We start from the raw sequence: 12,193 nt of genomic DNA, 5'->3' as shown, positions 1-12,193 counted from the left end.
ATGACAGCAAACGAAGCGGAATTGTGGGCTGGGAAAGGTTATGGCAAGGATGGTTTAAACTGCAAACCATCCTTGAAGGTTACCAGCTAGCCTTGTCTCTTGAGCAAAAGATGTGATCAAGAGACAGGCCATAGTGTGGGGATTTTTTATGTCTGTTGTTTTTATTAAAACTAAGGCAATAAAAAGCCCCGCAAATGCGAGGCTTAATTGAGTAACGCGGAATCTAGTGACTAGATTACTTTGCGTTCATCAGTGCAACCGCGTTATCTAACATACGGTTACTGAATCCCCACTCGTTATCATACCAAGACATCACTTTCACTAAACGACCGTTTACACGGGTTTGAGTTGCGTCAAAGTTTGAAGAAAACGCATTGTGGTTAAAGTCGATAGACACCAATGGCTCTTTGTTTACCGCTAACACTTCGCTCAATGGCGCAACGCTGGCAGCGCGTTCGATAATGGCATTCACTTCTTCAACTGTCGTGTCACGGGCAGCGATGAAAGATAAATCCACGAGTGATACGTTAACTGTAGGTACACGAACCGCTAAACCGTCGAATTTACCTTGTAATTCAGGTACAACCAAACCTACAGCAGCTGCTGCGCCCGTTTTAGTTGGGATCATTGACAGTGCCGCAGCACGGGCACGACGTAAATCTGTGTGGTACACGTCAGATAAACGTTGATCGTTGGTATAAGCGTGAATGGTGGTCATCAGGCCTGATTCGATACCAATCTCGTCATTTAACGGCTTAGCAAAAGGGGCTAAACAGTTTGTTGTACAAGAAGCATTTGAAATCACTGTCATGTCTGAGGTCAGCACGTTGTTGTTCACACCGTAAACAACTGTGGCATCGACGTTTTTGCCTGGAGCAGAAATAATCACTTTCTTCGCGCCAGCGGTTAAATGGGGTTGAACGGTTTCTTTAGAAGTGAAGATACCGGTACATTCGAAAACCACGTCAACTTGCAACTCAGCCCATGGCAGTTTTGCAGGATCACGTTCTTGGAAAGTGAGGATCTTATCGCCATTCACATAAATGGCTTCTGCATCATGGTCAACTTTCGCATTAAAACGACCGTGAACAGAATCGTATTTTGTCAGGTGAGCGTTGATTGAAGCGTCGCCTAAATCATTAATAGCGACAATCTTGATTGGATAAGCTTTTTCGCTTTCGTACAAGGCGCGTAATACGTTTCTACCGATACGGCCATAGCCATTTATTGCTACACGGATAGTCATCTCATATCCCTCTGGTGATTATAAAATTCAACTGGTAGTAAAATTACCAAACTGACAGCTATCGTCAAGTTAAATCGGCATTTTACCGCTGTCTTGATTAACAAATTAGGTATTTTTTTTACATCGGTCGCGAAATCGCCATTTTTCACGCGTTAATTGGGTAAAAAATTACAAGATGGCAAACATTTTGCCATCAGTTGCTTAGTTTACTTTTTCGACAGGCGCAGGCGGCACAGCTTCGGTTTCAGTTGGCGCTTGGGCAACCGCTTGAGGATCAAGCCATTGTCTTACTGGACTCATAGAATAAGTGCCCTTTTTTAACACATCAATTAGGGCTTGGGCTTTTAAATCGAGTTCAGTCGCCAGCGTTTTATTGCCACCGAGCAAGGCTAGCATTTTTTCTTCAGAATACTTCTGCTGCGTAAGTAGTAAATTTGCTTTCGTCAGCATATAGGATTTATCTAAAACCTGTTGCTGGCGATAGGCAGATGCGAGCCCAAGTAACCAGTTAACGTCGAAATCATCGTATTGGATCTCCGCAAAGACTTTAAGATAGAGTTGTTGCGCTTTGATGGCATTTCGATTGCTGTAATAGGTTGCGACTTGGGCAAGTAGAAAGGGATCAGTCACTTCGCCGGCGTTTTCCTGTTCTAATAATCTATTTAACGCTGCGGTATCGCCAAAGCGAGTCCATTGGTAATAGGACATAAAAGGGTCTTGCCGTTCACGGGTTTGATCTTGTAGTAAACTTAAATTTTGAGTGCTTAGTCTAAAGGCTCTGGCTCTATCAGCTGTGCGATTGGTGTGGATGATATGCTGAACGCCAGAGGCGAGTTCAATGCAACGGCTGTAATCCTCAAGGTAGGTTAATTGTGAATAGAGCTGCTTACCTGTGAGGTTTTCGTTGTCTTTTAACATGTAGCGGTTTTGGATAAGTTTGGTCTTTTCAGTCAAACACCAGCTGTCCTTATGCAAATCGGCACAAATTTCAGGATTATTTTTACAAATTGCTGAGATATTTCGGTCATTATCACAACCGAAAAGACCGAAAAAGCTCATCCCTAAGGTAAATGATGTAATTATTACTAGATTTTGTCTCAAAACACTCTCCAAACGAAAATTTTTCTAATAAAATTACAGATTTACAGAAAATATCTTACTGGCAACAAAGCGCGACTTTCATTACAATGGCGCCGACCAAAACAGGGTTTTCCCTAAAACCCGCATTAGATTATTGGTCTTTTCGTCATGTTACTCAAACCTTTCAGTACATTTTATTGAAAAGTGAGATAAAGGATCTGTAAATGAGCGCTGATAAACACCTACAAAGTTGGCAAGAACGTTTTGAAATGGCAGAGGCGATGCAGCCTTTGTTAGGCAAGTTGTACCGTAACCAAGGCGTTGAAGTCGTGGTCTATGGCAAGCCGTTACTCAATGCTTCTACGATTGAAATCATTAAAGCGCACCGTTTAGTTCGTCGTCATGTCGGTGAAAAATTACGTTTACGCGAGAGTTTCCCCTTCGTTCAAGCTTTGAGCAAACTCGCAGTTAAACAATGTAAAGTGGATATTGGTAAACTCGCAGTTAATTACTGGCGCGACCATACTGATGTCAGCGAAATTGAAAGCTATATGGCAAAAGAATTGGCCGATGCTATCGACCATGCCGATGATGTCGCGTCGCGTGACGTCGTGCTTTATGGTTTTGGCCGTATCGGTCGCTTATTGGCACGCTTGCTGATTGAACGCACAGGTCGCAGCAATAAGTTAAGGTTACGCGCTATCGTTTTACGTGGCGGTAAGAAAGGCGATTTAGAAAAACGCGCGAGTTTACTGCGTCGTGACTCAGTCCATGGTCCTTTCAATGGCTCTGTTGAAGTTGACGAAGAGAACAACGCCATCATAGCCAATGGCACTTATATCCAAGTGATTTACGCTAACTCGCCTGATGAAGTGGATTACACTAAATACGACATCAATGATGCATTGATTGTTGATAACACGGGTATTTGGAAAGATGAAGCGGGTCTTGGTTTACACCTTAAGAGCCCAGGTGCCAGCAAAGTATTACTGACGGCTCCTGCAAAAGGCGCGATTAAGAATATCGTTTACGGTGTGAACGAAGGCGATATTACCCCTGAAGACATTATCGTTTCAGCGGCGAGTTGTACCACCAATGCTATTACGCCAGTACTGAAAGCTGTGAATGATAAATATGGTATCGAGAATGGTCACGTTGAAACGATTCATTCTTATACCAACGATCAAAACCTGATTGATAACTATCATACCGCTGACCGTCGTGGCCGTAGTGCACCATTAAACATGGTGATCACTGAAACGGGTGCAGCAAAAGCGGTTGCTAAAGCTTTGCCTGCATTAGCTGGTAAGTTAACTGGTAACGCGATTCGTGTGCCGACGCCTAACGTCTCTATGGCGATCATCAGCATGAACCTGAATGCTGAAACCAGTAAAGATGAGCTTAACGAGTATCTGAAAGATACGGCGTTACAATCACCACTGCAAAATCAAATTGATTACACAGACTCTACTGAGATTGTATCGAGCGATTTAGTGGGTTCTCGCTACGCGGGTGTGGTTGATTCACAAGCGACTATTGCAGAAGGCAAGCGTGCCATTCTTTATGTATGGTATGACAACGAATTTGGTTACAGTTGCCAAGTGGTTGGCGTAATGCAAACTATGTTAGGTTTAACGACGCTATCTCTACCTGCGTAAATTGCCCACGTAGGTTTTGCTCGAGTGATTAATGACTTTGCCTAACCTTTGAATAAAGCGCCCAATAGGGCGCTTTTGTTTTTCTATACTTCTACAATTTTATTGGACTCGACTCCATAGCTCACCATGATCCCCTGTTTATCTGCCGCATTTAATTAGCGGTAGCATCGGCATCAGTATCGGAAAAAAGCCTAAATTGATGAATGAAACATCAACTTTACTGAGGTGTGGCGGTTTATTGGGCAAACGATGCGGCTTAGATCATTTTTTAAAAATTGTTGATTGACTCTGAGGTCTAAATCGGTAGAATGCCAATCCGCAGTCAAGGGAAAGCATGCCGAGCATGAGTTCAAATGATTAAGCGCAATGATAGGCGACATTAGCTCAGTTGGTAGAGCGATACCTTGCCAAGGTATAGGTCATCGGTTCGAACCCGATATGTCGCTCCAAATTTTAATAAATTTGGCAGTTTGGGCGCGATGGCAGAATGGCTATGCTGCGGATTGCAAATCCGTCGATCTCGGTTCGACTCCGGGTCGCGCCTCCATAGATTAAAGTATTAATGACACGATTCCAGTTGTTAATATAAAGAGTTTGCCCGAGTGGTGGAATCGGTAGACACAAGGGATTTAAAATCCCTCGCTGGTAACAGCGTGCCAGTTCAAGTCTGGCCTCGGGTACCAAAAAACAGAAAAGCCCTGACTGATGTCAGGGCTTTTTTGCTTTGTAACTTCTACATCCACATTTTATGATTCTTAATCTAGTATCACTACAGCTATAGATTGGTTAGGCCCAAGCCCACTATTTTACTCATTCAGTATTGCGACTTCTGACCTGTTTCTTCTCTACAATACAAAACTGAGTGATTTTGTGATCTAGATGTTGTAAATCGCTTTATTTAAATAAAGTCACTATTTGGCTAGTAATTGCGTAATAAAATGTACTTTTTATTGTTGAATCGACAATAGTGTAATAATTTCCCTAAGAAGGGACTTAAGTCGCTATTACCCCCTTAAAGACAGTGGTATAAATAAGCCGAAATTTCCCCTACACGCGCATATTAGGATACGTAGTCATGATTTTCTCTCAAGTATTACTCGCACCCGCTGATCCAATTCTTGGTTTAACCGATACCTTTAAAGCTGATCCGCGTCAGGATAAAGTTAATCTTGGTGTTGGCATTTATAAGGATGAGGCAGGACAGACTCCCGTTCTGGCTTCAGTGAAAAAAGCCGAGGCCATTTTACTTGAGCAAGAGAAGACCAAAAACTACTTAGGCATTGAAGGCGTTCAAGCTTATAACAGTGTAGTACAAACCTTGTTGTTCGGCGAAGGCAGTGCATTAATTTCTTCTGGCCGTGCTGCCACAGCGCAAGCTCCTGGTGGTACAGGAGCACTGCGTATTGCTGCTGAGTTTTTACTGCGTAATACCGATTCGCACACTATTTGGGTGAGCAATCCAACGTGGGCCAACCATCAAAATATTTTTGAAACGGCGGGTTTAACGGTTAAAGAGTACGGTTATTACAAAGCAGAAGCCCATGACATCGATTTCGATACCATGATGACTGACTTGTCTCACGCCAATGCGGGTGATGTCGTGCTGCTACACGGTTGCTGCCATAACCCAACGGGTATCGATTTAACGTTGGCGCAATGGGAACTTGTTGCTCAATTGTGTGCTGATAAGAAACTCGTACCACTGTTTGACTTTGCTTATCAGGGTTTTGGTGCTGGCATTGAAGAAGATGCGGCAGGTCTGCGTTTAGTCGCGTCTAAAGTGTCTGAGTTGCTGGTCGCTAACTCTTTCTCTAAAAACTTTGGTTTATACAACGAGCGTATTGGCGCCGTGACTGTGGTGGCTGAAGATGCTGATGCTGCCGTACGTGCTTTTAGCCAAGTGAAACGTACCATACGCGCCAACTATTCTAATCCGCCAGCCCATGGCGCACTGATCGTCAGCACGATATTAAATGATGCAGCTCTGAAAGCCATGTGGGTGCAGGAAGTCAAAGAGATGCGTGAACGTATCGCCGAAATGCGTACTCTGTTTGTTGATAGCTTAAAGGCTGAGGGCGTGACTCAGGACTTCAGTTTTATTTCTCGCCAAAATGGCATGTTCAGTTTCTCAGGTTTAAGCAAAGCCCAAGTGGCACGTTTGAAAGACGAGTTTGGTGTCTATATCGTCGGCTCTGGACGCATTAGCGTTGCAGGCATGACTAAGACGAATATGCCTGTTATCTGTAAAGCCATAGCACAAGTGTTGTAATGGTTATAGCAGCCTTATAGACAGACTAAAGGGACATTCCTTTTAGCTTTACAATATAAAGGACAGCACTTGCTGTCCTTTATTATTTCGATTGAATTATTAACAGGTAAGAGCTAGCAGGCAAGCGGTTGTTGAGTGAGATCATTGATCCGCAGCAGGGCGCTTAATGCATCTAATAAATTAGCTTTATCATGTAGATTGGGATTATGGCGATTCTTCAACGGAAAATAGTTGATCAGTGGCCCTAAACGCGTTTGTTCGCCATGACGTAGCACTTTGTGAATGATAGGCTTGCCAATCACTTGATGACACCAAGCGATACGTTGCTCAATGCTAAATCGACCCGCGGGTGAGGCTTCTTCGGCCAGGTTATCGATAAAGATCACCTGCGCTTTAGTAGCAGCTAGGCTTTTCGCAAACTTAGGTAACAGCAGCGGCGGCATGATACTGGTTAAGAAACTCCCAGGGCCTAAGATGACCAAGTCCGCCTGACGAACAGCTTCACAGGCTTCAAAGGTGGCATCGACCTGTGGCTCAAGGCAGAGTGCGATAGGCGCTTCATTCATACTGTCGACATTAATTTCCCCAAAGACTTTACTGCCACAGGCTTGCAGGGCCACTAAGTGAGTGGGCTGCTCTGACATGGGAATAAGTTGGGTTTCTATCTTAAGTAAGTTACGGATGAGATTAACCGCTTCTAATGGACGAACGCAGAGTTGATCAAGAGCCAGTAAAATTAAATTACCTAAATTATGGCCACTGAGTTCAGTGGCACCTTGGAAACGATATTCAAACAATTGCGAGCCAACGGAAGGACGATTAGCTAAATGGGATAAGCAGTTACGTAAATCACCCCAAGCAATACAGTCTTGTTCGGCTCTCAGTCGACCAGTAGAACCGCCATTATCAGTGGTGGCGACAATCCCTGTAAGGCGGTTGCCTAAAAAATCGAGCGAGGATAATACTCGGCCTAAACCATGGCCTCCGCCGATGGCGACGACACGTTCAAATTGATTTAACATCAAATGCTGCATCTGGGTTTTTCCTTCCTGAATACCCGAAAATTTAATGTCATAGCCATCCATTGTCGCTATAAGCGGGATGACTCATGAGCCGTTGTGCAATGGTGATAACGCTAAGGAACCTTAGTATAAATACTCAGTCAAATGCTTGCATCTATAAACGACGGCGTAATAGCAAGCTCGACTCGATAATGGTGCCTCAGGCGTAATATTGTACCTGAGTTCGTGATCATGATGATGGGCAAATTTCGTGAAATCTGACAAATAGCTTATAATCCGGCCTTTATTTGCCCAATAAGGGCGTTACACCTAAGGTGAATGATTGAAAACGGGTAGAATCGGTTCGTTTACATTGGCATTAGCCATGGTCATAGTGGCGATTTTTGCATTACGAGTTTGGATCATTCCTCACTCGAATGACTCATCCGCTATTGCGCCCCAATTCGTTAGCGATGTCGATCCTGTTACGCAAGTCCCTGACTTTTCAGCGATCAGCGACATTACCGAAAAGAAGAAAGCTTTTTTTGATTTCCTGCGGCCGATTGTTCAGCAACAGAATGCCATTATCTTGATGGAGCGTGGCTTTATCAATGAGATGCTTGCCTTAGTCGATAATGGTAAGAGTTTATCTGATACTGAATTAGCGCAGATCAATGCGTTATTTGATAAATACCAATATGCGGCGCGTAACGTAGATGCTAAGTCATTAGCAAGCTTACTTAAACGTGTCGATATCGTGCCGGAATCTATGGTGTTAATTCAAGCCGCGAATGAATCGGGTTGGGGGAGTTCACGTTTTGCCAGAGAAGGTTTTAACTTTTTTGGTGAATGGTGTTTTACTTCTGGCTGCGGCATAGTGCCGTCCTCACGTGGTTCGGGTAAAAGTCATGAGGTGAAAGTGTTTTCATCGGTCGATGAATCGGTTTCATCCTATATGCGTAATTTAAATTCTAATACTGCCTATGCGTTATTTCGCTCTATTCGAGCTGATTTACGTTCACAGGAGCTAGAGCCAACAGCGGATCAATTGATTTACGGTTTAGTGAATTATTCTGAAAGACAAGAAGCTTATATTGATGAGCTGCTTGATATGTTACGTCATAATGAAAAATATTTGGTGAATGTCGATGTATAAAAAACTGTTGTTTAGTAGCCTGTTTTTTTTGGCAACTAGCGCCGCTGCAGAAACTGTATCCCTTGAATATAAAGGCTTTTATGATAGGTTAAAACAAGTCAATAAAGGCGGTTATCAACTCGTGGAAGTGGCTTTTAGTGTTCCAATGCAAAAGAATTGTTTGATCCAAAGTGGTTCTATTTCCAGTGAAAAAACCTCAACGCCACTGACGTATACTGATGCTCAGCGGTTATTCATTCCCTTAGATGATGATTTAAAAGATCAGCGAGCTTTGGTTAATCTGAATTTCGCTGGCAGCGCTGAGGGATGTGGTATTGCAATGCAAGTTAGAGCAAAACAGACATTAGCCGAGTACGATAAAACGCGCTTACAACAAATCATGACTGAGATGGACACGCTGCTCGGTGCTATGCAAGGCTTCCCGATGCGTTATTTTAGGGAATCCATAACTGGCTTAAACTTTGAATTCTCACCTGAACAAGAAGTCTATGTACGCCTTAATGGCCGTGAAGAATCGATAAAAGGCAGTTATAAATTAGCCGCTAATGAGCTTGAAAGCATCACCACGCTAAGCTTCAGTGCCCAGCCATTAGTGTTAAGTCCTTGGGTGAAGTAATCATCTTTGTATCTTGAATAGGTGTCTTGAGATAAGCGATTCAGAAGCGCTGGCTCAAAGATAAACTTATTCTGTAGCCATAAAAATGCCCACATTAAGTGGGCATTTTGTTGTGCTAATTTATCTTGCTTACTTTCGGTTCGTTAACTTCTCTTACTGACTAGGCGCTAAATTCAGTCTAAGTTAGACTTCGTAAGTGTTAACAATATCAATGCGTTTTGCTGCATCCAAATCGATACGACCGCTATTAGCGATATCAAGAAAATCGAATGCAGGTAGATTGGCTTCAGCAACATCACCACGCATAGGCGCATCTGGGTCACGTGTTAGAGACACAAAGTCGAACTGCTCACGGTCAACACCCTGTGATGGTGCGGTGTTTTGCATGGCGGTGAAAATCGTTTCAATGCGTCCGGGGGATTTTTTATCCCATTGATTTAGCATGTCTTTGACTGCGGCGCGCTTTAAGTTTTCCTGTGAGCCACACAAGTTGCATGGAATGATTGGAAATTCTTTTAAGCTGGCATATTCTTCGAGATCTTTCTCGCGACAATAGGCTAGGGGACGTATGACGATATTAGCGCCATCATCCGACAGCAGCTTTGGCGGCATTGCTTTCATCTTACCGCCAAAGAACATATTTAAGAACAAGGTCTCGATAATGTCATCCCTGTGATGGCCTAGGGCGATTTTAGTGGCGCCGATACGCTGAGCAAAGCCATAAAGCGTGCCGCGGCGCAGGCGAGAGCACAAGGAGCAGGTGGTTTTACCCTCAGGGATTTTGTCTTTCACTATCGAGTAAGTATCTTTCTCGAGGATGTGATAAGGCACATTGAGCTTATCGAGATAGGCGGGCAATACATGCTCAGGGAAGCCCGGTTGCTTCTGATCTAAATTAACCGCAATGATTTCAAACTGAATGGGCGCACGTTGCTGCAGATTCATCAAAATATCGAGCATGGCGTAGCTGTCTTTACCGCCACTGAGGCAGCACATGATCTTATCGCCATCTTCAATCATATTGTAATCGGCAATCGCGCTGCCCACTTCACGACGAAGCCGCTTCTGTAATTTATTCAGACGGGTAGTTTGTTTTTTTGATAATTCTTCCGGCATAGGATTTACCGTAACTTCAGATATAGCTTCAAGCATAAAAAAGCGCCCAGTAACACAGTTTCAGGGCGCGTATTATTCCAGCTATCTTTGGCGGGGTAAAGAGCCGCGTATTGCTTAGGCTTCTTCTAACGGTGATTTATAACCGTCGGGCTTTATAGCCAATAAATCGCAGTTGATGCTATCGATAACATGTTCAGCGGTATTGCCTATCAGTGCTGCTGAAAATCCGGTACGACCGACAGTCCCTAGGATCACCAATTCAGCATCAAGTTTTTCAGCCAGTTCAGGGATCACATCCTCTGGTAAACCTTCTTTTACATGGCAATGACTTGGATTAATATCATAAGCGCTCGCAAGATAACTCACGCGCTGCTCATGCTGCATGCGAATGGTTTCGTTGTATGACTGGGCATCAAAGTCAGGAAGCTCAATGGCTAAGTTAACTGGCGTGCCGGGATAACCATTAACTAAATGTACTTCAGCAGAGAACTTTTTAGCCAAATCTTTTGCATGTTCAATAATTTTACCGTTAAGCATTTGATGATCGGTATCTTCGGTTGCCACATTCACAGCACAGAGGATTTTGCCCGCGGCTGGCCAGTCATGGGCTTTCACCATCAACACTGGCACAGGGGCTTTACGCATTAAATGCCAATCAGTTGGAGTGAAGATCACCGCCTTGAGTTTGTCGTGGGCATGGGTGCCTTTAACAATCAAATCATATTGCCCTGAAATAGCATGATTAATAATGCTTTCAAAGGGGCGATTATGCCAAATGACTTGAGTATCGATATTGAGTTGCAGATGAGTATAAGCGGCGAGTAAGTCTTGGATCCAGGCGAGCCGTTGATCTATGACACCTTGACGCATGGCTTCGCGTTCTTGATTCGACAGAATCGAAGTCATTTCGTAAGAGAAGTCGAAGATAGAAAGAAACACAGTGACTTGAGCGTTGCATTTACTGGCCAAGGCGACCGCTCGTGCAAGGGCAACTTGATTCTCAGTGGTAGGGTCAACTACAACCAGTATTTTTTGATAATCCTTCATGTTTGGTTCCTTTAGTCATAGGCTCAATATCATCATGAGCCTTTGGCAGTGAGCTGTATTGTTCTAGATCAAACTCATTAGAAATTGATTAAAACTCGCTTAAAAATCATGCCTTAATCTGCATGACATGTCTAGCAAGCACAGCTTTTACCATTAAACTGTTATGCTATTGGCGACAATTATTTAGGCTTGACCTCTCACGGTTAATGCTCTTGCGATTGACTATCTCGCGATGCGAGAATTACCCGCTAACAGATTTAGCTCTTGCGAGTCGAGGATAGTGATGTACTTACCCTTAACCTCAATCAAGCCTGACTTTTGGAAGCGTCCAAGTAAGCGGCTGATGGTCTCAACGGTTAAACCGAGATAATTGCCAATGTCACCGCGGGTCATGGTTAAACGGAATTCTTTAGGTGAGAAACCACGACTGCCGAAACGATTTGCTAAATTGCTGATAAATGCAGCCAGACGTTCTTCGGCATTTTTCTTACTGAGTAGCAGGATCATTTCTTGATCGCTCATGATCTCATTACTCATTAGACGCATGATCTGCTGACGTAACTTAGGCATAGTGCCCGAAAGTTCATCGAGGATATTAAAGGGGATTTCACAGACCATAGAGGTTTCGAGGGCCTGTGCAAAACTCTGGTGCAACTGAGCGTGAATACCATCAAAACCAATCACATCACCCGCAAGATGGAAGCCCGTTATCTGCTCATCACCTTGCTCGGTAATAGTGTAACTTTTGATGGTGCCAGAGCGGATCGCAAACAGGGATTTCAATGCATCACCTGACTTAAAAATTTGCTCGCCTTTCTGGATTGGCTTTTTACGCTCAATAATATCATCGAGCTGATCTAGCTCACTTGCATTGAGGGTAAAAGGAATACAAAGGGTACCCATACTGCAATCGTGACAATGGATTGTGCATCCGCTAGCGGCAGGACGACGATTCTTATTTTGTTCAATTGTCATGTTGATTCTCAAGTTTATCCACTGTAACC

General features: G+C 43.7%; 10 protein-coding genes and 3 tRNA genes. 7 read left to right on the top strand and 6 right to left on the bottom strand.

The window, feature by feature from the left end:
• Positions 1–235: 235 nt before the first annotated feature.
• A complete protein-coding gene (gap, locus tag KFE26_RS20370) occupies positions 236–1,246 on the bottom strand; it encodes a type I glyceraldehyde-3-phosphate dehydrogenase (protein WP_006081590.1) in 1,011 nt (336 codons plus the stop codon).
• A 201-nt stretch (positions 1,247–1,447) separates the two neighbouring features.
• Positions 1,448–2,347, bottom strand: a complete 900-nt coding sequence (locus KFE26_RS20365; protein ID WP_212601541.1) for a DUF2989 domain-containing protein — start codon at positions 2,345–2,347, stop codon at positions 1,448–1,450.
• 203 nt (positions 2,348–2,550) lie between these two features.
• On the opposite strand from KFE26_RS20365, the gene KFE26_RS20360 reads away from it, so the two are divergent.
• From KFE26_RS20360 to KFE26_RS20340, 5 genes are all read left to right on the top strand, one after another.
• The gene (locus KFE26_RS20360; RefSeq protein WP_212601540.1) at positions 2,551–3,984 is read left to right on the top strand and encodes a glyceraldehyde-3-phosphate dehydrogenase; all 1,434 of its coding nucleotides are present in this window, start codon (positions 2,551–2,553) and stop codon (positions 3,982–3,984) included.
• 373 nt (positions 3,985–4,357) lie between these two features.
• Positions 4,358–4,433, top strand: a tRNA-Gly gene (locus KFE26_RS20355).
• 24 nt (positions 4,434–4,457) lie between these two features.
• A tRNA-Cys gene (locus tag KFE26_RS20350) sits at positions 4,458–4,531 on the top strand.
• 49 nt (positions 4,532–4,580) lie between these two features.
• Positions 4,581–4,667 (top strand) — tRNA-Leu (locus KFE26_RS20345).
• 392 nt (positions 4,668–5,059) lie between these two features.
• Positions 5,060–6,253, top strand: coding sequence for an amino acid aminotransferase (locus KFE26_RS20340; RefSeq protein ID WP_212601539.1), 1,194 nt, complete (start codon positions 5,060–5,062; stop codon positions 6,251–6,253).
• 113 nt (positions 6,254–6,366) lie between these two features.
• On the opposite strand, the gene KFE26_RS20335 is transcribed toward KFE26_RS20340, so the two are convergent.
• Positions 6,367–7,287, bottom strand: coding sequence for a YvcK family protein (locus KFE26_RS20335; protein ID WP_212601538.1), 921 nt, complete (start codon positions 7,285–7,287; stop codon positions 6,367–6,369).
• A gap of 310 nt (positions 7,288–7,597) precedes the next feature.
• On the opposite strand from KFE26_RS20335, the gene KFE26_RS20330 reads away from it, so the two are divergent.
• Together KFE26_RS20330 and KFE26_RS20325 are read left to right on the top strand one after the other, a co-directional pair.
• The gene (locus KFE26_RS20330; protein ID WP_028759975.1) at positions 7,598–8,410 is read left to right on the top strand and encodes a glucosaminidase domain-containing protein; all 813 of its coding nucleotides are present in this window, start codon (positions 7,598–7,600) and stop codon (positions 8,408–8,410) included.
• Positions 8,403–9,026, top strand: coding sequence for a DUF2987 domain-containing protein (locus tag KFE26_RS20325; RefSeq protein ID WP_113940490.1), 624 nt, complete (start codon positions 8,403–8,405; stop codon positions 9,024–9,026). Before KFE26_RS20330 ends, KFE26_RS20325 begins: the two co-directional genes overlap by 8 nt.
• Before the next feature lie 183 nt (positions 9,027–9,209).
• Here the strand turns inward: KFE26_RS20325 and ttcA are convergent, their stop codons facing one another.
• From ttcA to etrA, 3 genes are all read right to left on the bottom strand, one after another.
• A complete protein-coding gene (gene ttcA, locus KFE26_RS20320; protein ID WP_212601537.1) occupies positions 9,210–10,178 on the bottom strand; it encodes a tRNA 2-thiocytidine(32) synthetase TtcA in 969 nt (322 codons plus the stop codon).
• A 78-nt stretch (positions 10,179–10,256) separates the two neighbouring features.
• Positions 10,257–11,189 carry a universal stress protein UspE gene (gene uspE / locus KFE26_RS20315; RefSeq protein WP_028759972.1) on the bottom strand — a complete coding sequence of 311 codons (933 nt, stop codon included), beginning with the start codon at positions 11,187–11,189 and terminating at the stop codon, positions 10,257–10,259.
• Positions 11,190–11,411: 222 nt separating this feature from the next.
• Complete coding sequence (gene etrA / locus KFE26_RS20310; RefSeq protein WP_006081599.1) at positions 11,412–12,164, bottom strand: electron transport transcriptional regulator EtrA; 753 nt, start codon at positions 12,162–12,164, stop codon at positions 11,412–11,414.
• Positions 12,165–12,193: the final 29 nt, after the last annotated feature.

The organism is Shewanella sp. M16 (assembly GCF_018224605.1).
Taxonomy (GTDB): domain Bacteria; phylum Pseudomonadota; class Gammaproteobacteria; order Enterobacterales; family Shewanellaceae; genus Shewanella; species Shewanella oncorhynchi.
This window is presented reverse-complemented; position numbering and strand designations above follow the sequence as displayed.